This window comes from Bradyrhizobium sp. 40 (assembly GCF_023100925.1).
Lineage (GTDB): Bacteria > Pseudomonadota > Alphaproteobacteria > Rhizobiales > Xanthobacteraceae > Bradyrhizobium.
In genome coordinates this window covers 7,366,682-7,387,836 of record NZ_CP064688.1, presented here as the reverse complement: position 1 = coordinate 7,387,836, position 21,155 = coordinate 7,366,682, and the positions used below count along the sequence as shown (strand labels likewise).

The window sequence follows — 21,155 nt, the reverse complement described above, 5'->3', positions numbered from 1 at the left end:
TCCGCATCCCGAAGCGGGGTTCAAGCATGAATTGACAACCGCGTCACCGAACCGTAGTAACCGCCTCCGTGCCTAACCGGCATGCCCAGGTGGTGGAATTGGTAGACGCGCTGGCTTCAGGTGCCAGTGGCTTAACGGCCGTGAAGGTTCGAGTCCTTTCCTGGGCACCATACGTTTCTGGATATCGAACAAATCCAGATAGATAAGCCCGATCAGAGTGTTGCGTTGGCCCCGACTGTGTAACAATGGGGTGTAACATTGCTGTTTAGGGTTGTTCGGCCGATGCGCCGGGACGGGTCTCGCATTCCATCATTCGTGCAGCGGATTCCTGCGGACGTTCGCGTCATGGCGGCGGGCATCGAGCTAGCTATTCCGCTCGGTGATGAGTTCGTATTTGTGACGCCCAGCGAGAGCGCTCAGGCCATTCGGTTCTCCCTCCGCACCGCAGAGCCCAGCGAAGCAAAGGCGCGCCACGGAGTCGCTGCGGCTTATCTGACCGGCGTCTGGCAAGCCCTCCGAAACGACGCTCCCGTCCATCTGACCCATCGGCAGGCGACGGCCTTGGCAGGCGAACTCTATCGCGTCTGGGCGGACAGCGAGAGCCGCGCCCGGAGTGTCGCCATGGTCCACACGCCCGGTGTGGGCTGGGCGCCGGACACTGAGAGCCACGAGGAGCAGGAAGCTCACTGGGTAGCCGTAACGGAGATGTGGGGGAGGGTCGGCCGCGACGGTGAGGCCAAGAACTTAGAGAAGGCGCTTGGGCCCATCGTGGACCGCCTCTTGCTGACCAAGGGCATCCGCCGCGTGGACAGCGAATCACGCGCCCTCTTGCTCACGGCCTTTTGGATGGCGCTGCGTGATGCCTTTGCGAATCGCCACCGGAACGCTGGAGGAGATTATTCGCTCGACCCCAAGGCCGCTCGCTTTCCCGAGTGGCAGGCTCCGGCAGATGCGCCGAAGGAAAAGCCAAAGCGGGGCGTCTCCAAAAATTCCCTCACCGGGTTAGTCGAGGATTGGTGGAAGGAAGCCAAGCGGGCCGGTCGCAAGCAGAGCACCTATGAGAGCTATCGCAACTCGATGGCGCGTCTCGTGACATTCCTGAAGCACGACACCGCCAGCCGGGTGACGCCAGAGGACATCGTTCGCTTCAAGGATTATCGCCTGCAGAGCGGAGTGAGCCCGAAGACCGTAAAGGATAGCGACCTCGCGGGAATGAAGACGGTGTTTGGCTGGGCGGTGATCAATCGTCGGCTGCCCAGCAACCCGGCCGAAGGGATCACCATCAAGGTCGGGAAGTCGCGCAAGCTCCGGTCCAAGGGGTTCTATGATTCGGAGGCTATCGCCATCCTGAAGCACGCCCGCGACTTCGTTCCCGGCCGGGAAGCCCAGAAGCTAGCGGCGGCCAAGCGGTGGGTGCCGTGGCTGTGTGCCTTCACTGGCGCCCGCGTGGGCGAGATGATCCAGATTCGCAAGGAGGACATTCGCCGCGAGGGCAAGCTCTGGGTGCTGCATGTGACGCCTGAGGCGGGGCCGGTGAAGACGGATGAAGCTCGCGATGTCGTGCTCCATCGGCAAATCATCGATGACGGCTTCTTGGGGTTCTTTGAGAAATCGAAGGGCGGCTATCTATTCATCGACCCCAAGGTCGGTGAGTTGGGCGTTCGCAATGCGGTGAAGACTGCACGGAACAAGGTCAATGAATTCGTGCGCGAAGTGGCGAAGGATAAGAACGTTGATCCGAGCCACGGCTGGCGCCATCGCTTCAAGACTGTCGGCATTGATCAGGGCGTCGAGATGCGCGTGCTGGATGCCATTCAGGGGCACGCGCCGCGCAATGTGTCGGAGGGTTACGGAGACGTGACCATCAAGGCGAAGGCGAACGCCATCGCGAAGTTTCCCACCGTCGAGGTCGCATAGGGCACCCTTACCCTTCGCCGATCTCCAGCTCCACGTCAGCAGCGGCGCTGTGGCGAAAATAGCTCGTCCCTCCGCTGTCCCATCTCACCTTGATTGACCCATCGTTGTCGACCACAAGGCCAAGCTCCTTCGTGCTCTTGCGGGCTACTCGCTGGCCAACTGGCCACGTTGCGCGGCTTGTGTCCGGCATCGCGATCTCCTGATTTGGCGGCGACTTAGTGTCTGGTCGGTGAGAAGGTCTCGATCTCAAGGCCGTCCGAATCCCGCAAGATTATTGTTCGTCCAGTCTTATTGGCTAATAGCTTGGCGAGTTTTCGGGCTTGCGCTTCGGTATCGCGACTGAGAACTATGATCGTGGGGCGATCGTGTTTCGTGGATGAATGCCTCATCATTTTTCCTTTTTGGGCAACATTCGTCCCTCCCGTACGACATGAGAGATCGCTTCGCCGGAGCCTTCGGAGCTGTCGGGTAATAAGCGCTTGACCATTCGGTCACCGCTCCAAACCTCGATAGGCCGATCCTGTAGGAGTTGCGTGCCCCATACGACGGCACTTTCGTCGCTGTCACATACGATCGAACGCGCACTTACTGACTGGCCATTTGGGCCAATCACATGGAGTCGGTAGTCGGTCATGATGTCATTCGGGGGGTTGCAATCCAGGCGAGGCCAACCAATTGGCTATACGCGCTGCGGTCTCTGCCTGCTGAGCTTTTCGCAACAGCTCCTCGCGACGAATGCCCAAGGGCATCCCCTCCGCCTGTTTGCGGAGATTTATCGCCACTTCCACTAAATTAGACTGATCATCGAACAAAAAAGATTGCTCAAGGCCGTGCTGTTTCATCTTGCTGCTCCCTCTTCAAGTCGGGCGCAGGCGGGAGTCCTCTCAGCCTCTCGGTCGCCAGCGCCCGCAGACAAGTGTCTTTGGCCGGCGATGACTATCTAACTACCACCATTCCGTTTGGTTCAAATGAACTTAAAGTTCCGGTTCCACCTCCGCCCACTCCGCGCGGCCGTCTTGTCGAGCGTGGGATTTTCCCTCGATCTGATTGGCGAGGGACGGATTGAATGACTCGCTAGCGCGTGTTGGCATATTCGGTTGCTGCCGCTTTGCAGGCCACCATCCTTGAGCAAGCAAGCACGGCACCATCACGCAGGGCACTCTCATAGGACTCGTCTTTGTGGGTTGCGTGAAGATAGGCCCCGAGCAAGGCCGCAGCGACCAAGACCACGACGTAACGGCCCCGCTCCAAAATTAGCCGCGCTTTAGGGTTCTTCTGAATGCGAGTAACCGTCGCCAAGAATATGGCCGGTGTGCTCATAAGTAGGATGGCAACTTGGAGGCCGTCCGACTCGATATCCAGGCGCTTGAGAACCTGATGTTCGAGCCAAAGGCAGAGCGCGATGAAGCTCCAGATGGTGGCCCAGTAGCTAGCCATATCGAAGAGAACCTTGATGGGATCGTTTTCGCCTAACTTCGGGGCGTTGCTCTCGGTGCTGGACATTTGCGCGTTCCTCAACAGGTGGCTGACGCAATGTAGACGATAGTCATCATGGCTCAACGGGAAAATGGGACTCATAGTCCGTAGACCTAAAGTCATCATCCCGGCCTGCTCCCGTGGATGGATGACGAGACAGGCATCGTTAACGTGGTGGCGGCGGCCGTGCGGCGGGCCCGGAAGGGTCTCGGCCTGTCCCAAGAGGATTTGGCCCTAGAGGCGGGGCTAGATCGGACCTACGTCAGCCAAGTCGAGAGGGGCACCCGCAACTGCACCATCATCGTCCTAGCCCGCTTGGCCCGTGCCCTAAAGACGACCCCTGACCGATTGCTTGTCCCCCAGAAGAGGGCCCGGGGTCAGGCCTGAATTTCGTCCGGTGACAGGCACGTCACTTTTAGCACCGGACCTCAGGTTAGGCCCGCACAGGACCGTTGATTTAGCTCAATGATCACTGTCGTCCTTTGCCAAGCTTTAGGCATGAATGAGCCGAAGCCCGAGAAACGTCCGACGCCCAAGCCGACGCGCACGGAGGAGGCTCGACGCATCATCGAGGAGTATGCCGATGACCTTCGCGAGATCATCAGGAAGCTGCGTCAGAGGATGAATTGAGACCGCCTTGGTCCGCGCATGGTTCGGCCCTGTGGAGGAGACCGAAGGGTTAGTCTTAGGGGCTGTCCTTTGAGGGGGCCATGTAGGAGGGGTGGTGGTCACTCACCCGAGCTTGGGGGTGACCCTTGAGGGTTGGTGAACGGTGACCCTTAGAGGCCGCACTAGGGTGACAATGGGGGAGGGGTGGTCACTCCCTTACAATCCCCCCTGAGACGGACCTCTAAGTTCTAACCCTCCGAGTTTCCCCCTAGCTTCCTCCTCCATTAGCGGAGGCATAAGGGCCAATTTTGCTCTAAGTATATGTTATCGCGGGCAAAATTCTATGGAGACAATCGCGCAGGAAGATCCCGTAGCCGCGGTGAAAGCAGCCTGCATCGCGTCCGCCGCAACATAGGCCTTCGATTCCGCGACCAGTACCGCGTCATGGAGCGGCAGAGCGGTGACCCCAATGCTCGCGAGATGCGTGATGATCCCGATCAGCATATCACTTTCGATACGCATCAACTGAAAGCCCAGCCCGGTGCCGAACAAATCAGCGATAGGCGCATGGCGCGCGGCTAACATCTTGATTGCGTCCCGGAGCTTCGTGCCCGAGGGAAAGTGCTGAAGCGTGTCCTCCGGCCAGTTCCGCAACGGACCGTCCGAAAACAACATCGCGTTCATCAGAGTCTTCCAGCCATCTCGCCCGGAGCCATCTCCCGCCACGTGGTAGATGTCATCCTTTGGCTGCGGCTTGCCTGCCCTTACGTATGCGAGGCGCGGGAAGAGTTGCCTGTAATCGACATCTGCAATTCGCTCGCCATCAATCCGGATGCGCTCAAACCGCTCGGTGCGTTCCATGCCCATCCACCAGCCTCCGGCGAGTCGTCCACCGTGCTGCCAGTTGGCGTTGTTGAAGATGCGCCGAAGAGAACGGCGATAGGGGACGATCGGCTGCCCATCCTTCCCCAAGGAAAGGCCGGTGTCTTGACCGGTGACCTCGATATCCGCGCGGCGTAAGAACTCATTGATGTGCTGAATTTGTCCTGCAAGCTGGCGGGTGCGAGCGGTCTCCTTGAAGGCGATTGCGGCTGCACGCCCGTCTTCATCTTTGCTTTCCTTCAAGATAATGAGTGCTTGGTCATCGATCTGATGGACGCTGCGCCAATCGGGCGGGGTCAACGGAAGATGCTGACTCAGAGCCTCGCTAGGTTGAATAAGCGACGGCACCCGCATTCGAGCGGACACCCTGTATCCCCTCTTCTCCTCTTCGATGAGGCCAAGCGATGAAAGCAAACCAATCGCGGATAGGAAGTGCTGGCCATACACGGGGTTGACGCTGCCATTGCCACGCCAAAGAACGCCATGCGACCGGGGCACCGCAAGTTTTGGGCTGCCCGATTGGATTGCGCTGAGCAGAATCAGGTTGCAGGCCAGCGCTTCAACGGCAAGGCCGAACTTCTCCTTGTCCGCTTCCTTCCGCGCTCGCTTCCTCGCGCCGCTCGCGGACTCATGGAGCAGCAGCGCATCGCGCAAACGTTGGACCGCGCAGCCAAGCTCGGCCGTCTTCGCCCGGAGGAGGGGATCGAACCACATTACACTGGGTGAATTCGTCATAGCTGCGCGAAGTTAGGTGCTCAAAGTGATCGGCTTAAACCCTCAACATGCGCGTACCGGAGATGCACGACCAGATGTCACGTTAATGGTGTCTCACCGCGATTTATGTCCCTCGCCAGTCAGCTAGAAGCTCGGACTGAGCGTCGCTCGCGCCGAGCCTTGTGGGCAATCACCCCCGCAAGATGTTTCTCGACCACCCACTCGCAAGGCTCTTCGAACATTCGCCCCATCACTCTCAGAACGCGGCCAGACGATCTAGGATAGGCGTGGAGTTCGGTCCGCCGCTTGCGGCCCTGATGGTCCTCGATCTCCCAAACCTTATGGGTGCCGCTTGCAAGTCGGTGCACAGCCTTGCAAATTTGCACCGTGCGAAACTCTTTGGTCCGGTGTGACGCGGGATCGTCTTCGATCAGTGCAGACACGGCCAGGACAATTGAGACGATGCGCTCGGGAGGAACGCCAGCAATTCGCAGCCGGGCCAGGGCAATTTTCGCTCTTTTTTCTGCTGACAGACCTCTAAGGCGGGTGGCCAACTCCACCGGCCCTGCTTCTTTTAACTTCGCTCGTATCGCATCAATGGCAGCGGCGATAAACCTGTCATGGGTTGCCCCCAGCCGGATGTACGAGGTGGCATCTGAAAGATACGGCTTCAGCTGAGAGGCGGTGTACGTGCCGTGCCAGTGGCTTCCATGGCGTGCGCGGTGCTCGACATGTCCCTTGCAGAAGTGTGGTGCAAGCCCGGTGCCGGCAGCCCGCATTGTCACCCGTCCGCAAGCCCGTCCGGTGACCGGATCAGGTATCGAGCAGCGAAGGGCGAAGGCAGAGCCTTCACCCAACCGCCGCTTCATCCGAGAAGCAGGTCGCCGCATCACAGGACTTCGAGGCGAGCGACGATGTGCTTGCCTGAAAGGCCGTGCTTCCGTCTCTGGTCACGGAGTTGATCTCTCTTCTCTTGAAACATCTGCGGTCTAACCTTCATGCGGCTTGTCACCAAGTTCTCTAGAAGAGCTAACTCCTTACCCACCAAAACCAACTCGTACTGGAGTTTCTTGGAAAAGGCGCCATTGTCGAAGGGGCCGTGGGGTTTCCGATCGATACCCAGAATGGAGCTGATAACTTCGAGGCGATTCAGAAGAGTGGATTTAAGGCGCACGAAGATCGTGTTGTTCTTTATACCTACCTGCCCGAAGTGATCCATCGTTCCAGCGAGCCATAGCGCATCCGCTTCAAGTGAGGGCGCATTCATTTTCGTTTTCCTTTTGTGGCGCGACTTAGCGGAGAGCCGTGACCTCCTATCGCGAGAGCAGCGACAGTGCTGCATCGGAAATATGGAGATTCAAGCCCGCAGTTCCAAGAGTTTGAATTGCGTTTCGATGACTCAATTCTCGACTCTCCGATTCCAAAATCGTGCCAACATTTTCAAGCGTGCGTACTAGTGCCGCTCAGCAGTCGTGCTTGTATGCGTGTCACCTGTGATGCTGACCATGTGCTTCCCCCACGTGCCGTGGGTATACCCCTTGCTGTAAGCGCTCGTGCGATCTCCGTAGCAGAGCATGCACCACGAGCACGTACCTCTTGGATCACCTGAGCTAGGTCGTTGGCTCTTCGTTGAGCTTGCATCGCTTGGGCCTGTCGCCCTCTTGCCTTAGCCGTGGCAGATAGGTGGATGCCTCGATTGCCCCCTAGTCGCTGCCCTCGTGCCTTCGCTGCTAGGAGGGCCGCCTTAGTACGTGACGAGATCAGTCCTGCTTCTAGCTCTGCCACTGCTGCCATCTGCTGAAGCATGAACCGCCCAGTGGGCCCCTCGATGGCAGGCAGGTCAGCGAACCTAACATCGACCCCAGCCTCCAAGAGCCGCGAAAGGAAGCCTACTGAGCGGGTAAGCCGATCCACCTTGGCCACCACCAACGCGGCCTGATGTACCCGTGCTGCAGTCAGAGCTTGGTCTAGGGCCGGCCTGTCGCTTCGCGTCCCGCTCTCCACCTCCGTGAACTCCGCTACCACCCTCGCAGTGCAATCACCGAGATAGTTCGCTACGGCAGTCCTTTGTGCTTCGAGCCCTAGGCCCGACGCCCCCTGCTTGCGCGTAGATACTCGGTAGTAAGCGACAAACCGTCCCTTCGTTTTCATGTTGCCACTCCCGCCTGCCTAAAAACAACTTAGCCAACGTCCGTTGACACCATTGTTAGTGGTGCTGGAATCGCTCGCCAACACGCAGAAGATGAGTCAAATCGACTCAGGGGAGAGGACAAACACTGCCGATGCGGCGGCCGGAGGCGGTCGGTTATGTCATTCCATGAAGAGGCTTCAGAATTTGGCTGGGGGGCACGGGGGGAAAGCAGCAAGCTGGCGCCACGAAGTCACGTCGCGCGTTTGTGTCCCTCGTGCATTTCGGGGCCGGGGTCTCAAGCGACGCGACAAGAGATGCCCACCACAACCGATGCCATGGCAGACCAACCGACTAGAAGCTCACCCACCGTCGGCTGATGAGCCGACCTCTCGGCAGTCGCTCTTGGATCATCCGGCTTCTCTCGGGCACAACAGCTCCCACGCTGCGGAAGCAAGCCTAAAGGCGTGGGATGGGCTGCATTTTCCGGTATTGGCCCTTAGCTGAATAAAGCTGGTCAATTTGGATGTCTGCTATTGGCAGCAGACCGGACGCGGGGCCGTACTCGTTTTTCCACGGCCAAGACCCGAAGCTGACCTGGCGACGAACAGTAGCGGGATAGATCTAGCTCCGCTGGGCCGGCTTCCACCCGCTCAGATAGGCGTAGTCGTGGTAGAAGTCTGAGCTTCCGGTTGCAATGTGACGGGTTTTCCATAGCGCAGCCCTGAACGACGCAGGATCATGGGTGTCGTCGAGCAATAAAATTATCTGGGGGACGCTTAGAAACCAGCAGTGAAAAAACGGTCGATCTAACGAAGTTGTCCCTGGAAAAAGCTGCGTCAACTGATCGCGAAGCTCTTGCAATAGATCGTTCAACTCTGCGAAATCCTTTTTCATGGTCGGTTCGGTGACTGAGAAGTTCGAGTTATAGATCGCTTCAAGTAACCGATGAAGAAATACACGATCCTGAAAGCCGCCGAATTGCGTGAGTGAAACCGCAACACGCTCGATATGGCGCCCGTTGTGATGAAGGCGGATTATGTTCCCATTCTCATCAAGATCGATGTAGCCGTCCCGCCTCAATCGCACTTCGTGCCAGCCGGCTTGCACCTGCGCGGCCAAAGCGCTCTTTGCCAAGTCCAGCAATGCATGGGCGCTGGAGCCTGCTTGGGCGCGACGGGTGAGCGCCTTCTTCTTCATTTCAAAAAAGATTATCGTATCGGGGGTCTCGACCACCACATCGCACTCGCCGTCGTCCTTTTTCGCCCCGTACTTACCCGCTAGGGTCGGGACGCCGCGCCTCGCGAATTCGTTTCGCAGAAAGGTTTCGATCGGGACGCCGAGAAGTCCATCCAACCCTTTGAAGCGACCACGGAGAATTGTCATCATAGCTTCAAGGCTGGGCATCGCTCCCAAGGCGTGGTCGAAGAGCCAGTAGCTCTTTCGATCGAACGAAACTAATGGGCGCTGATAAAAATTATGACCAATGTCGTTGCTGCCCCCTACCGGCGGCGCATCGGTCGGCTTTGAGAATAGCTGGTTCGGGGCTCCAGACGGGTGAGTCAGCACGTCATCCAGAATAGCTTTGATATGACCAGCATTCATACCGTTGCAGTTGCCGCTGATCTCTCTCGCAGTGAATGCGATCGGCCCTCGCACGGTACGGGACAACTCCATGACCGCTTGGCAAACGGCGATGACGTCGTTGATCGTCCAGCCATTCTGATGGCGCTCGGACGGTTCAAATCCCGCGAAGATGCTTGTCGCCAACTTTGCGACGTCACTCCCCCGAACCTGAGGTATTCTGAAAAGCGTGTCGTGAACCGCAAACTGCTGGAGCCATTCCAGTAAGCGATGCGCATCGATTTGCTGCCAAAAGAAGAATGGATTATAAACCTGAACGTCGAGCACAGCCGCGTAGTTCGCTGCCGTTCCGCGGATAATATTCCAAGCTTCCTCAGTGTTCTCTGTGGGACGTGGTCCTGAAAAATGCTTTGCCGCAAGCAGGAGCAAATAGTTCCACGGGATTTGGGGTGTGCCCGCATTCGTTGCGCTCGGATGCGGTACGACATGATACCGCTCCTGCCGATTGTCGTAGAGATGGGCAATCTCTCTAAAGACGCGGCGTGCGAGGTTTATGCCTCCCATGGCGGCTATCATTTGCTCAAGGCGAGCTACTAACTGCGTTTCTGCGCTTTGTGTAAGTGCTAGCTTTTCCGCATCGCGCTGAAGAACAAAACCGGCATCTTTGAGCCGCTTTGCTGCCCGTGCCACGATATATTCCCGAGCATAGCCTCTTTCGCGGCTCTCCGGCGTCCCAAAGTCTCCCATGCGAACGTGGTCAATGGCATGCTGAATGGCGGCGGTCCAATCGCCCTGAACCGAACCATCGACCCACCCTTTGGTTGATCTTACCGCGTCTTTAAGGTGGTCGAGAATTGCGAAGTAGAAATCTACCCTTTCGCCGTCGATGATCTGGTTTTGGATGAGCTCTGTGATCAGCGACTGACAGCGATTTACTACTTCCTTTTGCCCTGCCGCAAACGAAACTCGAATTTTCTCATAAAGTGCATCGCGGGCATCGTCCCGGCTGTAGCTCGTAGATTCTGGCAAGCCGACGAAGGCGTAAAGCGATGCCAGATCGCCGAAGTGTTTGGAAACCCCGTCGGGGTAGGCGTCAACGACGGCTTTGAATGCTGTCAGATCCATCGGGATACGTCGTGTGCACGAGGAGCGGAGGGACTTGCAACGTCAGCTTGGGGCCCTTAGCAAAATCCAGTCAACGAGTGTTGTCACCATATTTTCTTACGGAATCGCGCGGCAAGCGAGGACGTCCGAGTCAAAACGACTCACCCAGCGGCGGCAGCAGGCGCTCTTAAAGGGGAAAGGTGCCAATTGCCGCGCTAGCTCAGAAGGGCCGAGCTCCCGGCCCCGAATGGTGGGTCAGAAGTTGAGGGGGGCAGGGGGGGAAACCTTGCGGCTTTCGCGACGAGGTCACGTCTCGAATTTTTGACCCTCAATTCCATTGTTGCCGGGCTCGAAACCATGGACGGCTCGTTGATCCGGCTTTGCAGATGTCCAAGCGGCTGTCCGGCTTGGGCCTCAAAGGGAATGGCTTGGGCAAGGTCTGTTCACCGCCAGTTATTGCGGGGAATGGCTACAGAGCGATTCGACAACTCATCAACCCTCCGCCTAAAGAGAGGATCGGGCTATGGCTGAAGCAGAGGGTCGTGCCTCAGCTCGAAATCTAGGCACCCTAGCCGTTGTCAGCACGCAGCCCATAACCGTGTTACGATCGGAACTGGCAAGGATTCACGGCATGGCTGAAATGATCATCGTTCCCCAAGGAGGCGTTGCCCTCTATCCTCCCCCTTCCAATGGGTGGCCATGGCTCGTTGTCGTCCTAAGAGGAGCCAAGGTCGAATCTGCGACCCCTTATGACGACGAGCGGGCCGCAAGAACTGCTCTCGTAGAGGCGAGCCTGAAATTTGCTCGCGACGCGGCGGAAAAAGAACAGCTCCAGAAGAAGGGCGACGATAATGCCTAAAGGCTCCAAGGGCGAGAAGAGCCACGCCGGCACCGTACAGAACCCATGCTGATTGGCAGGATCGCGACTGGCGAGGTCGAGGACGTGCCAAGGAGTAGATGAACCTCCGAGCCTCATTGTTCTGGCCGAACTGCAAATGCATCAATCGACTTTTCCGCCCGCTCGACCTCATCTTCTTCGAGGTGGAGCCGGAGGGGGGCCATTTCAAACAGTTGCCGTATAGCTTTGGCTGCCGCCCCGAAGATGCGCGGCAAGCCGGCGATCTCCAGTGACCAGCCGCGCGGCTTCACGTGTGCCAAGTCGTTCCGGAAATCATTCAACCTGAGAAGGTCCTTCTTCTCGCCGTCGGTTAATACGAGGGTTCCTTGCATGTCATGACAGTTCGCCGTGTCGCAGGCTCGCGCTAGGAGTTCTCCAAACGTAATCACCCGGTCGTCGGCAGGCGGTTGAACGTCGGCACCTCGGTTTTCGTAATAAATCAGCCACTGCTGCTGTAGTTTCTTCGGTAGGGCTCCAATTCCTGCTGTGCCACTCAATGTTTCAACCAGGGCTGCGGTTAGTGCCTGATGCATGTCGGTGATCGCGAAGAACCACCGTGCCGTGTCACCCGAGATCGCTGCTTCATATTCGGAAGCGGCTCTCTCGCAGGCATGCACCGCCAAAAGAGCAGGGCTGGTCCGCGCATACAGATCATCCGCCACGCTAGATGTCATACTGCTCGCTTCCTCTCTCCGACAAGCTCGGGTCTAACCAACGCCCTTTGAGTTAGGAGCACGCCCTCAAAGTCGCGCATTGAATACAACCGACCGGATATGATGGCGCAGATCGTCGGCTTTATTGCGGCCACCCTTATCGCAGATAAAGAAGCGAACTTTGTGAGTGGGTTGAGGTTTGATCGCGTAGGGAATCATCTCGATATTTAGTTGAGGACTACTAAACTCAATCGTCATGTTTGGTGCACGAGCCATAGGAACAGACGTTAGAGCGACGTAAGCGCCGCTATCCTCCCTAAAAACAAAACTGCCTGATCCGTAGATGCGTTGATAGAATCCCAGCTCCGCCTCATCTTTTCGCACCTGCCTGGAATTGAAGAGACTTGGCGCCAGTGCTTCAACAAAGTGGTTCGCCAATTCCCGACGCAGGTTCGCTGCCGCCATTCGCGTGACCAATGAATAGACTTCATAGTTTAGGCCGATTCCATAGCTCAACACCGGCATGGGCACCGGACCAATTTCGAGTAAAAAGGTAAGGCGCTCGGAGATTTCTGCGGGTATTTCCAACAAATGGGAAACATCAGCCTGATGTTTGATCGGGTCGTACAAATCCAATCGGCTTGCCTCCGGAATGGATAAGTATCCAATTGCATTAGGCTGCGTTAGTTGATGCAACGGCTCAATGTAGCTCGTTCCTTTTCGATCTCCTCCCGAGTAACGATGCACCTGACCAGTCGTGTGAATAGTGAACCGGGCGTACGGGACTGGTTTCTCATGGTCGGATTCAGCGAGAAGCTTGCCCGCTTCGATTGGCATCGCGCCTTTCAAAGGCTGAGGATCTTTATCAAGAAAGCAGATTAACGACCCGTCATTTGAAGTTTCAACACGCAGGAATCGATAGGTTGTATCGCCCTGCTTGATCAAAACGCGCGCGGTGGACATGTTTTCCTCAACTTTTCAGCCGACGCGACTTGCTTTCGCAATACTATCAAACATAGCTCGCGGGAGCGTGACACAGGCCTAACCGACCTGCCTCACCCAGTCGCGGGCAATGCTCTCAACGCGATCAATTTCGATTGGCGCGAGGATGCCCGTGTGCATGATGATATTACGCGACATCTCCATATCTTTGAACCGCGAAACGATCCACGCCTGATCCGGAAACAGATCCTCGAAATCTTGCCAACGCGCGATCACAACCTGAGCTAGGTTGCCGAACGTTGTGTAGCCAATCGATTCCGAAGAGCGGGTCGTATGGTATCGGTGGTGTTCTTCCGCCTCCTTCAGCGATTGCACGGCTGTTTTGATCTTCGTGGGCACGCATGTTTCCCACCAGTCAATTCCATGGCGCTCCAACAGCCGCTCTGTAACCAGCTCACGGCACGAGTTCTCTACACAAAAGAACAGGGCGAAGACGGAGGCCATCTTTGCTGCTTCCGCCGTCATGCGGGGGCTAAAGTCTAGCTTCTCTGCTCGCTCCGCAATCTTCTTATCTGTTACAGGGTGAACAGCGATCCCCGCGGCCTCAAGCTCCTTGAAGGATTGCTCCAGCAACAGCCCATTAAAGACGAATCTCTTCAGTGCTTCGCCACTCATATTCCGAGGTTCTCTTTCAGAGATCGGAAGATGGCGTTGTAAATTGCAACGTCGTTGGTTGCGGGCAGGTGTATCTGGATGTTGTAGTGAAACTCCGTCGGTCTTTGTCCGACCGACGCCATATTGTGCGTTGTAGAGGGCGATGGCGGCTGCGGAGCGCTTGCTTCAACAACCTTTATAGGTTCAGCTTTCGGAGCCGTTTGCGCTCGGAAGTCCGCCAGATTAGCTAGGGCCCTGAATGTCGAGGCGTATCGCGCAACCGTTGCCGCGTCCTTTCCGGTGATTCTGCTGATGGCGCCGCGAAGGTCATTGTCGGAAGCGTCCTGCATGCTCGTGTTAATCGCGAAGAGGTCCGCATACAGCTCGCGAAGTTTTTCCGCGAGGATGGCCCCACGCGTTTCCTTTACACGCAACACGTCAAAGGCCTCAGTCGGTGCCCCGTCGCCGTTAAGGAAACCTAGTTTTCGAAATAGCGGAATCAGCGCTCTATCGTTCGTGCTGGTAAACCCCAGCGACCGCAAAAAGTCTTGCGTGAGCTTCGGGGGTCTAGCGGCCGTGCCAAGGGCATCTAGAAAGGGGCCAATTCTGTTGTTGCTGACTACAAACGGATATTGATCAGGCACGCCTGCTCCCCCTCTAGTTCCCTTACGCAATCATCCGGCGAGTCGGGGAGGGCGGTCAACTTTTACGATGCCGCTAAACAGAACTGTGTAACATTCTTGATCCTTTGAAGAATAAATGCAATGATTTCAATGTCTAGCGGGTCGGTTCAGCCAATCCTTTCCTGGGCACCACCTCCTACTCAGGCGATTGAAATCGCTTTTGCAGGGAATTTGAGCTGCTGACCGGTACACAAAACCGAGGCACGGCGCTCATGGCTTACCGAATGGCCTACATCGCTTGTCGGGTCGGCTCGGATCGCAGGCGATCTGGAGGCGGCTGGCTTCAGTCGTTCAGGCAAGCGCTCCGCGCCGAAAGCCATTGCCCGGATGCTAGGTGAGCTATGAACGACGTCCACCGCGCTCGCGGCCGAAGCCGTCGTCGCTATGTGGGAATAAGGTCGGCAAAGCTGATGACCCCAAGCGTCTAAGAGGTCTCAGTGCTCGTTGACCGCGGCGCCGAGCTTGATCAGGCTCAGCGAGCGGTTCGCGGTCTCGCGCAGGCGGCAGTAGCTCGCGCTGCCCCGGTACATGCCGGGATCGACTTTGTCGAAGACCGCGCAGAAGCCATCACGCGACGCGGCGAAAGTTTTCTGCGACTCATTGACCGCCTTGATTACGTCGGCGAACCCGCCGGCCTGAACCTTCTTTAGCGCCTCACTTGTTTTCTGCGTCCAAATGGCGAGTTCGCGCGCCGCGCAGGCTTTCCATTTGGCGACATCGTCATTCGCGCCCTCTGCCGCTTTGATGCAGGGGTCGGCGACGAGCCCGACGCACGCGCCGCCGAAACCGCCGGTTTTCTCCGCGGTCTTCAGGCAGCCATCGATCACCGCAAGTTCGGCTGGCGCGATGCCTTGGGCGAAAGCCATCGATGCGAGCGGGAGGCTTGCGGCGAGCATCGCGGCGGCAAGTTTGAGCTTCATTGGAGATCTCCGTTCGGCGCATCGAAAATATGGAACACAATACCACTGCGAGCACATGAAGCTCAGCGAGACGGTAGACCGGCGGCTGTGGTGGAAGGGCCGGACGGCGAGGGCGAAGGGAAAACGAGGGGGTATGCGGCTTCGGCTATGCCCTCTCCAATCAATGCCTTTGAATGCGCCTTGACCTGACTTACGAGATTTTCGACCAATAGGTGATACATGCAACTTTGGTCATCGAAGGCCCAGCGTTGGTTCACTTGAATGTGGAACAGGAGCTACGCTGACGAATAATGACGGCGGGACCGGTTAAGGCACGCACGGGCTCTGCCTCTTGGGCGTTAAAATTTTCAAGTCGGAACAGCCGCTTGGAGGCTTTCGAAGCCGGCGGTCGGGCCGATTTTCATTCCGCAAAACCCCATCGATTGCACCGTCCGAATTTACCCGACTTTAGACAAACTGGCCCTAAGTCAGCGGGCAGGCTCGCATCCGGCCGTCGGCGAGCACGGAGCCATCGGGCTCGCTTTGTCGTGAGGGAAACGGTGGATCAGCACCAGGTCTGGCACGAGCCGGCATTCGACAAGGTTGCGAACGCGATCAGCCCGTTCTTCCTGAGATCGGGAATTTATCTGTTCCTGATCTCGTTCATTTGCCTGTTCTACGTCTTGAACGCGCCGCTTCTGCTCGGTCATTACGATCTGGGCTGGCATCTCGCGGCCGGAGATCTCATCCGGGAACGCAACGCCATCCCGCTCCACGACACCTGGTCGTTCACCCACGGCGACAAGTCGTGGCTCAATCTGTCCTGGCTCTGGGACGCGCTTGCCAGTGCGACGCTTCAATACGCGGGCTTCGGCGGCCTCGTCCTGTCGACGGTGGCCTGTGGTGCAGCGATTGCCGGCATCCTGACTGCGATCTCTCTCGGCTACGGTGCGTCGGCGATTGCGGTTTGCGTGGCAGTCTTCCTGGCCTGCCTGCTCTATCCCGCCTACGAAGTTGCGCCGAACATGTATCTCGCGGTCGCGCCGAATACATGCACGATGCTGTTCTGCGTCGTCTTCTATCGCGAATGCCTGCGACGTACGCGATGGTTCGTGCTTCCCGTGTTGATGGCGTTTTGGGCCAATCTGCACGGCGGTTTCCTGCTCGGGTTTTTCGTGATTGGCGTCTTCTGCGGCGCCGCCTTCCTCAGAGGCGTCTGGGCCGATCTCAGGGGCCTTGCTCTCGCGGCGATCGGGTGCCTCGCTGCGACATTCGTCAATCCGCTCGGCTGGAATATCTATGCCGGTGCCGCCGCGACGATGGGGCACTTCGTCCAGGGTAATATTACCGAATGGCGGTCCTACTACGACAACATTGAAATACCCGGCAGCATTCCGGGCATCCTGTACATGCTGGCCTTCGTCGCGCTCGAGCTTCGCTACAGAAACTCCAGGCCAGTCCCGCTCGAACCGAGATTGATGTCCTGGCTGTTCCTGATTCTGGGACTGTGTCAGTTCAGGTACATCGCGTTCTTCTTCATCTTCTCGACTGTGCCGATGGCGCTTCACCTCAGCCGCTTGCTGCCTCGGCGTCTCACCGCCGTTGACGTGCGTGGAGCGTTGCTGGCCGCCGGCATCGCCGGTCTCGGCACCCTGCCGCTGGCTTACTTGCGCGTTGCGCCCGCGCTCGCACTTCCGACGATGCTGTCGAGCGAAGATGCCGGCTATCTGCAAAAGCATCTCGCCGACGCGCGGGTCCTGAACCATTGGAACGTCGGCGGCTACCTGATTTTCGGGACGCACGGCATCGTTCGCCCGTTCGTCGATGGCCGCGCCGCGACCGCCTATCCGGACGATTTGCTGCGTGACTATTTCAAGCTGGTGAGCTGGGAGATCGACGAAGCGGCGTGGGACATGGTGCTCGATAAATACCGGATCGACGCCGTGCTGTGGGTCAAGGCGCACGAACAGCTGCGACAGTTCCTGGTGGAGCGGCGAGGCTGGCGCGAGCAATACACGGGCGCTTACGTGACCGTTTACGTCAGGCCCCAATCCAGTTTGGCTGGCGAAGCCAAAACACAATGACGACCAGCGCCGCAGCTCTGCCCGCGATCGCGCCCGCCGCCAAAGCCGAAAGCTTCGCGACGCGGTACGGCGCCTTGTGCGCATTGCTGCTACTGGCTGCGGCAGTCCGGCTGCCGCTCGCCTTTTGGCCGAACATCGTTCACGTCGACGAGCTGTATCAATATCTGGAGCCGGCCTGGCGCCTGCTTGGCCACCAAGGTGTCGTCACCTGGGAATGGCGCGACGGCATCCGGAGCTGGTTTCTGCCGACCTTGTTCGCAGGGCCGGTCGCTCTCGGCGACTGGCTTGCGCCGGGCGGGTGGGGGGCCTTCGTCGTGCCTCGCCTGGTGGTCGGGCTCGCCTCGCTGTCGATCGTCGTCACGGCCTGGCATTTCGGCGAACGCATCTCCAGGTCGCATGCTATCGTTGCGGCGTTTGCCGCCGCGGTCTGGTTCGAGTTGGTCTATTACGCGCCCCACACGCTGAGCGAACCGCTGGCGACGGCCGTGATCCTGCCGGCGGCCTATCTGCTGACGGGCGAGCTCGCGCGCAACCGGCTCTTCACCGCGGGCGCATTGCTCGCTCTCGCCTGCGTCTGGCGCTTTCAATATGTGCCGGCTTGCGCGGTGTTTGCGTTGGCGGCGTGCTGGCGCGACCTGCGAAACACGATCGGGCTGGTCGCGGGCGGATGCGTCGTCCTGGTGCTGTCCGGCGCCATCGACCTGGCCCACGGCTCAGCGCCGTTTGCGTGGCTCGTTCAGAATATTCAGCAAAACCTCCTGCATGACCGCGCATCGGAATTCGGTGACGCGCCGGCGGCCGCCTACGTTCTGCAGGCTTCAATTCTGTGGTCGGGAGCGACACTGCTGATGCTGCTGGCGCTCTGGCGCGGTTGGCGACATGCCCCCCTTTTGATCGTCGCGGCCGTCGGCAACGTCGCGTTTCACAGCATGATCGTGCACAAGGAATACCGATTCATTTTCCTGTCGATCGCCCTGCTGATCATCGCGGCGGGGCTTGGCTCCGCCGATTGGGTCCAGATGATGCGCCGGCAGAACCCGTGGCGCTCACTTGCCGTCGTATGCGGCGGCTGGCTGCTGCTCTCGCTCGGTCTGTCGGGCGCAACGCTGATCATGCGTGACAACTGGATGCGCGGCATCGGCGTGGCCCAGCTGATGGCGGAGCTCGAGGCCGATCCTGAATTTTGCGGTCTGGCCCTGTACGCGATCAACTATCCCTTTGTGCCCGGACGCGGGCAGCTCGCGGCCCGCCGGCCGATCTATTCCTTTTATAGGGACGACCCCCTGGCCAAGGGGCGACTTCCGGCTGTGGTGAGGACGCACCAGGCCGGGTTCAACCGCATCATCGGCCCGGCGAGCCTGGCCAGCGAATTGCCGGCGGATTTCTCGCCACGAAGTTGCGCAATGATGAGCGATGACAAGCTTGCCTGCGTCTTCGCGCGACGCGGGGCTTGCGATGCGCCCGCCAGCCCGTTCGGCGTCAACGACGTGCTCGTGCGCCTGAACTACTAGCCGCGCCAAATGCTTGCGCCAGCGGCTGGCAGCGGATACATCGCGGCCAGCCCTCGCCAGCATCTGTCCTGGGGATTAGCCTGCCTAGGCGCACCGATTCGATTGAGGTTTGAAACGCCATGACCGTACGCCTGCACCGCGGCGACCTGCCCGATCTGTCCCGCTACACCGGAGCGGTCGCGATCGACACCGAAACCATGGGCCTGAACCCGCATCGCGACCGGCTCTGCGTGGTGCAGCTCTCGCCCGGCGACGGCAGCGCGGACGTGGTGCAGATCCCCAAAGGTCATACCGACGCACCGAACCTGAAGGCGCTGCTGGCCAATCCCGCGAACACGAAAATCTTCCACTTTGCGCGGTTCGACGTCGCGGTGCTGTATCAGACGTTTGGTGTCATGACCGGGCCGATCTACTGCACCAAGATCGCCTCCCGCCTGATCCGCACCTATACCGACCGCCATGGTCTCAAGGACCTCGTGCGCGAGGTGCTCAATGTCGATCTCTCCAAGCAGCAGCAATCGAGTGATTGGGGTTCCGACAGCCTGACCGAGCCGCAGCTCGCCTACGCCGCCTCCGACGTGCTGCATCTGCACGGCTTGCGCGAGCGGCTCGATGCCATGCTGGCGCGGGAAGGCCGCACGGCGCTGGCCAAAGCCTGTTTCGACTTCCTGCCGACCCGCGCCTTGCTCGATCTCCAGGGCTGGGCCGAAGAGGACATTTTCGCGCATTCCTAGCGTTTCGCGTAGCAGCCGGGTGGGGCGGTCGCCCCGTTTCAGACACTTTCGTAACAGCCTGTCGCTGGCTGCATATTTTGGCGTTGCCGGCTACAATGGGGCGCCCGCCGGCCGGACAAGGCGGGCGACACCTCAGGAGCCCAGGTGAATTCGGCCCATAATGTCACCTACGATGCCGCGCTTGCGGCGAAGTTCGCCAGCGCGGCGCGCCACAGCCGCCTGGTGCGGATTCTGCGCGTCGCGGTGCCGGCGACGGTGGCTGCGGCGATGGGTCTGCTCGTCCTTATCTCGACCATCTTCAACCCGTTCCAGATCCCCGTGAAGCTCGACTCCGGAAATCTCGTGGTGACAGGCACCAAGATCACGATGGAATCGCCGCATATGTCCGGCTTCACGCCGGACCAGCGGCCCTATGAGCTCTGGGCCAAGACCGCGACCCAGGACATCACCGATCCCGATCATGTCGATCTCCATGATCTGCGCGCGAAGGTGCTGATGGAAGACCAATCGACCCTGTTCCTCGATGCCCGCACCGGACGGTTCGACAACAAGCAGCAACAGCTCGACCTGCACAAGGACATCTTCCTGCGCACCTCGACCGGCTACGAGGCGCGGCTGAACTCGGCCTTCGTCGACATGGGCAAGGGTACGGTTTCCTCGGATGAGCATGTCGACGTCAAGCTGACCAACGGAACGCTGACCGCCGATCGGCTGCGGATCACGGAGGGCGGCGACGTCATCCGCTTCGAAGGCAATGTGGTGATGCACCTCGACAAGCTGGACGATCCCGCCGCCGCTCAGCCTGCGCCGGCCGAACCCGCGCCGGCGGCGAAGACACGTACGCCCCAGAACAAGTCCGCCAATTCAAAGTGATTTTCATGATCAGGTTTTTCCCGCGCAACGACGACAAGCGGCGCGTCATCCCCGGTGCGGCCGCGCTCGCCGTCGGCATCGCACTGATTGCAACGGGTGTGGCAAGCGCGCAGAGCACGATGCAAGGCGTGCCCAACGCGATGCAGGGCTTCTCGCAGAACCGCGATCAGCCGATCCAGATCGAAGCCGCCTCGCTCGAGATGCGCGACAAGAAAAAGGAAGCGACCTTCTCCGGCAATGTGAAGGTCATCCAGGGCGACACCACCATGACCTCGAAGACGCTGGTGGTGTTTTACGATTCGGGCGGCGACAAGCCCGCCACGCCACAGCCTGCGGCAAAGGCGGCAAAGGGGGCGCCGATGCAGTCGGCGACGCCGGGGCCGGGCGGGAACTCCTCGATCAAGCGGCTGGAGGCGCGCGGCAATGTCGTGGTCACCCAGAAGGACCAGGTGGTGACGGGCGAGACCGCCGTGTTCGACACCCGCACCAACCTCATCACCATGCTTGGCGGCGTCGTCTTGACGCAGTGCAAGAACGTGCTGCGCGGCGACCGGCTGGCGGTCGACATGACCACGGGCGTGTCGCGTGTGGAATCCGACAGCGGCCGGGTGCAGGCGCTGCTGCCGCAAGGCGGCAATGATTGCGGATCCGGAGGCGCGGGCAAGCCCGGCGCGGGACCTCTGCAATTGCCTGGTGCAAATAAGCCCAAATAAGCCCAGTTAAGTCCAAGCCAGGCAAAGTAAATTTGAAGAATGATTTCAGTTGCTTGGCTCGATCACTCCCGATCCGAGGTTGAAGCTTGCCCGTCGA

At 58.9% G+C, this 21,155-nt stretch carries 21 protein-coding genes and 1 tRNA gene; 10 read left to right on the top strand and 12 right to left on the bottom strand.

The features are described from left to right. The first annotated feature begins 83 nt into the window (after nucleotides 1-83). Together IVB40_RS35265 and IVB40_RS35260 are read left to right on the top strand one after the other, a co-directional pair. Nucleotides 84-170: transfer RNA gene (locus tag IVB40_RS35265), tRNA-Leu, on the top strand. Between the two features lie 175 nt (nucleotides 171-345). After that, nucleotides 346-1,917 carry a tyrosine-type recombinase/integrase gene (locus IVB40_RS35260; protein WP_247817744.1) on the top strand — a complete coding sequence of 524 codons (1,572 nt, stop codon included), beginning with the start codon at nucleotides 346-348 and terminating at the stop codon, nucleotides 1,915-1,917. Between the two features lie 638 nt (nucleotides 1,918-2,555). Here IVB40_RS35260 and IVB40_RS35255 read toward each other — a convergent pair. Together IVB40_RS35255 and IVB40_RS35250 are read right to left on the bottom strand one after the other, a co-directional pair. Further along, nucleotides 2,556-2,759 carry a hypothetical protein gene (locus IVB40_RS35255; protein ID WP_247817743.1) on the bottom strand — a complete coding sequence of 68 codons (204 nt, stop codon included), beginning with the start codon at nucleotides 2,757-2,759 and terminating at the stop codon, nucleotides 2,556-2,558. A 232-nt stretch (nucleotides 2,760-2,991) separates the two neighbouring features. Continuing rightward, entirely contained in the window at nucleotides 2,992-3,420 is a 429-nt protein-coding gene (locus IVB40_RS35250; protein WP_247817742.1) for a hypothetical protein, read from the bottom strand. 117 nt (nucleotides 3,421-3,537) lie between these two features. Here IVB40_RS35250 and IVB40_RS35245 point away from each other — a divergent pair, with 117 nt between their 5' ends. After that, nucleotides 3,538-3,780 (top strand): helix-turn-helix transcriptional regulator, encoded by a 243-nt coding sequence (locus IVB40_RS35245; protein WP_247817741.1) that lies wholly within the window; start codon nucleotides 3,538-3,540, stop codon nucleotides 3,778-3,780. 78 nt (nucleotides 3,781-3,858) lie between these two features. Continuing rightward, entirely contained in the window at nucleotides 3,859-4,023 is a 165-nt protein-coding gene (locus IVB40_RS35240) for a hypothetical protein (RefSeq protein WP_247817740.1), read from the top strand. Nucleotides 4,024-4,326: 303 nt separating this feature from the next. Here the strand turns inward: IVB40_RS35240 and IVB40_RS35235 are convergent, their stop codons facing one another. From IVB40_RS35235 to IVB40_RS35215, 5 genes are all read right to left on the bottom strand, one after another. Beyond that, nucleotides 4,327-5,598, bottom strand: a complete 1,272-nt coding sequence (locus IVB40_RS35235; RefSeq protein ID WP_247817739.1) for a hypothetical protein — start codon at nucleotides 5,596-5,598, stop codon at nucleotides 4,327-4,329. A 140-nt stretch (nucleotides 5,599-5,738) separates the two neighbouring features. Then, the gene (locus tag IVB40_RS35230) at nucleotides 5,739-6,377 is read right to left on the bottom strand and encodes a hypothetical protein (protein ID WP_247817738.1); all 639 of its coding nucleotides are present in this window, start codon (nucleotides 6,375-6,377) and stop codon (nucleotides 5,739-5,741) included. 110 nt (nucleotides 6,378-6,487) lie between these two features. Then, nucleotides 6,488-6,865 carry a hypothetical protein gene (locus IVB40_RS35225; RefSeq protein WP_247817737.1) on the bottom strand — a complete coding sequence of 126 codons (378 nt, stop codon included), beginning with the start codon at nucleotides 6,863-6,865 and terminating at the stop codon, nucleotides 6,488-6,490. A gap of 173 nt (nucleotides 6,866-7,038) precedes the next feature. Beyond that, a complete protein-coding gene (locus tag IVB40_RS35220) occupies nucleotides 7,039-7,749 on the bottom strand; it encodes a recombinase family protein (RefSeq protein WP_247817736.1) in 711 nt (236 codons plus the stop codon). Between the two features lie 601 nt (nucleotides 7,750-8,350). After that, nucleotides 8,351-10,435, bottom strand: coding sequence for a hypothetical protein (locus IVB40_RS35215; protein ID WP_247817735.1), 2,085 nt, complete (start codon nucleotides 10,433-10,435; stop codon nucleotides 8,351-8,353). Between the two features lie 610 nt (nucleotides 10,436-11,045). Here IVB40_RS35215 and IVB40_RS35210 point away from each other — a divergent pair. Further along, a complete protein-coding gene (locus tag IVB40_RS35210) occupies nucleotides 11,046-11,273 on the top strand; it encodes a hypothetical protein (RefSeq protein ID WP_247817734.1) in 228 nt (75 codons plus the stop codon). A gap of 113 nt (nucleotides 11,274-11,386) precedes the next feature. On the opposite strand, the gene IVB40_RS35205 is transcribed toward IVB40_RS35210, so the two are convergent. From IVB40_RS35205 to IVB40_RS35185, 5 genes are all read right to left on the bottom strand, one after another. Beyond that, the gene (locus IVB40_RS35205; RefSeq protein ID WP_247817733.1) at nucleotides 11,387-11,974 is read right to left on the bottom strand and encodes a hypothetical protein; all 588 of its coding nucleotides are present in this window, start codon (nucleotides 11,972-11,974) and stop codon (nucleotides 11,387-11,389) included. Between the two features lie 78 nt (nucleotides 11,975-12,052). After that, on the bottom strand, nucleotides 12,053-12,928 hold the full coding sequence (locus IVB40_RS35200; protein WP_247817732.1) for a hypothetical protein: 876 nt from the start codon (nucleotides 12,926-12,928) through the stop codon (nucleotides 12,053-12,055). 78 nt (nucleotides 12,929-13,006) lie between these two features. Then, nucleotides 13,007-13,582, bottom strand: a complete 576-nt coding sequence (locus IVB40_RS35195; protein ID WP_247817731.1) for a Swt1 family HEPN domain-containing protein — start codon at nucleotides 13,580-13,582, stop codon at nucleotides 13,007-13,009. Continuing rightward, nucleotides 13,579-14,205 carry a DUF5343 domain-containing protein gene (locus IVB40_RS35190; RefSeq protein WP_247817730.1) on the bottom strand — a complete coding sequence of 209 codons (627 nt, stop codon included), beginning with the start codon at nucleotides 14,203-14,205 and terminating at the stop codon, nucleotides 13,579-13,581. The genes IVB40_RS35195 and IVB40_RS35190 overlap by 4 nt, the downstream gene beginning before the upstream one ends. Before the next feature lie 473 nt (nucleotides 14,206-14,678). Next, nucleotides 14,679-15,164 carry a lysozyme inhibitor LprI family protein gene (locus IVB40_RS35185; RefSeq protein ID WP_247817729.1) on the bottom strand — a complete coding sequence of 162 codons (486 nt, stop codon included), beginning with the start codon at nucleotides 15,162-15,164 and terminating at the stop codon, nucleotides 14,679-14,681. 539 nt (nucleotides 15,165-15,703) lie between these two features. Between IVB40_RS35185 and IVB40_RS35180 the strand changes: the two genes are divergently transcribed. The 5 genes from IVB40_RS35180 to IVB40_RS35160 all read left to right on the top strand — a co-directional run bounded on the left by IVB40_RS35180 (nucleotide 15,704) and on the right by IVB40_RS35160 (nucleotide 21,058). Beyond that, nucleotides 15,704-17,227 carry a hypothetical protein gene (locus IVB40_RS35180; RefSeq protein ID WP_247817728.1) on the top strand — a complete coding sequence of 508 codons (1,524 nt, stop codon included), beginning with the start codon at nucleotides 15,704-15,706 and terminating at the stop codon, nucleotides 17,225-17,227. Next, a complete protein-coding gene (locus tag IVB40_RS35175) occupies nucleotides 17,224-18,738 on the top strand; it encodes a 4-amino-4-deoxy-L-arabinose transferase (RefSeq protein ID WP_247817727.1) in 1,515 nt (504 codons plus the stop codon). Before IVB40_RS35180 ends, IVB40_RS35175 begins: the two co-directional genes overlap by 4 nt. Before the next feature lie 119 nt (nucleotides 18,739-18,857). Then, nucleotides 18,858-19,472, top strand: a complete 615-nt coding sequence (locus IVB40_RS35170) for a ribonuclease D (RefSeq protein ID WP_007598566.1) — start codon at nucleotides 18,858-18,860, stop codon at nucleotides 19,470-19,472. 144 nt (nucleotides 19,473-19,616) lie between these two features. After that, on the top strand, nucleotides 19,617-20,345 hold the full coding sequence (gene lptC / locus IVB40_RS35165) for an LPS export ABC transporter periplasmic protein LptC (protein WP_027566182.1): 729 nt from the start codon (nucleotides 19,617-19,619) through the stop codon (nucleotides 20,343-20,345). Nucleotides 20,346-20,350: 5 nt separating this feature from the next. Then, nucleotides 20,351-21,058 (top strand): LptA/OstA family protein, encoded by a 708-nt coding sequence (locus IVB40_RS35160; protein WP_027566181.1) that lies wholly within the window; start codon nucleotides 20,351-20,353, stop codon nucleotides 21,056-21,058. Nucleotides 21,059-21,155: the final 97 nt, after the last annotated feature.

Bases quoted from the DNA above. Each gene is read 5' to 3' on its own strand.
- IVB40_RS35260 (WP_247817744.1), top strand. From the start codon at position 346: ATGGCGGCGGGCATCGAGCTAGCTATTCCGCTCGGTGATGAGTTCGTA.
- IVB40_RS35255 (WP_247817743.1), bottom strand. From the start codon at position 2,759: ATGAAACAGCACGGCCTTGAGCAATCTTTTTTGTTCGATGATCAGTCT.
- IVB40_RS35250 (WP_247817742.1), bottom strand. From the start codon at position 3,420: ATGTCCAGCACCGAGAGCAACGCCCCGAAGTTAGGCGAAAACGATCCC.
- IVB40_RS35245 (WP_247817741.1), top strand. From the start codon at position 3,538: ATGGATGACGAGACAGGCATCGTTAACGTGGTGGCGGCGGCCGTGCGG.
- IVB40_RS35240 (WP_247817740.1), top strand. From the start codon at position 3,859: ATGATCACTGTCGTCCTTTGCCAAGCTTTAGGCATGAATGAGCCGAAG.
- IVB40_RS35235 (WP_247817739.1), bottom strand. From the start codon at position 5,598: ATGTGGTTCGATCCCCTCCTCCGGGCGAAGACGGCCGAGCTTGGCTGC.
- IVB40_RS35230 (WP_247817738.1), bottom strand. From the start codon at position 6,377: ATGCGGGCTGCCGGCACCGGGCTTGCACCACACTTCTGCAAGGGACAT.
- IVB40_RS35225 (WP_247817737.1), bottom strand. From the start codon at position 6,865: ATGAATGCGCCCTCACTTGAAGCGGATGCGCTATGGCTCGCTGGAACG.
- IVB40_RS35220 (WP_247817736.1), bottom strand. From the start codon at position 7,749: ATGAAAACGAAGGGACGGTTTGTCGCTTACTACCGAGTATCTACGCGC.
- IVB40_RS35215 (WP_247817735.1), bottom strand. From the start codon at position 10,435: ATGGATCTGACAGCATTCAAAGCCGTCGTTGACGCCTACCCCGACGGG.
- IVB40_RS35210 (WP_247817734.1), top strand. From the start codon at position 11,046: ATGGCTGAAATGATCATCGTTCCCCAAGGAGGCGTTGCCCTCTATCCT.
- IVB40_RS35200 (WP_247817732.1), bottom strand. From the start codon at position 12,928: ATGTCCACCGCGCGCGTTTTGATCAAGCAGGGCGATACAACCTATCGA.
- IVB40_RS35195 (WP_247817731.1), bottom strand. From the start codon at position 13,582: ATGAGTGGCGAAGCACTGAAGAGATTCGTCTTTAATGGGCTGTTGCTG.
- IVB40_RS35185 (WP_247817729.1), bottom strand. From the start codon at position 15,164: ATGAAGCTCAAACTTGCCGCCGCGATGCTCGCCGCAAGCCTCCCGCTC.
- IVB40_RS35175 (WP_247817727.1), top strand. From the start codon at position 17,224: ATGACGACCAGCGCCGCAGCTCTGCCCGCGATCGCGCCCGCCGCCAAA.
- IVB40_RS35170 (WP_007598566.1), top strand. From the start codon at position 18,858: ATGACCGTACGCCTGCACCGCGGCGACCTGCCCGATCTGTCCCGCTAC.
- IVB40_RS35160 (WP_027566181.1), top strand. From the start codon at position 20,351: ATGATCAGGTTTTTCCCGCGCAACGACGACAAGCGGCGCGTCATCCCC.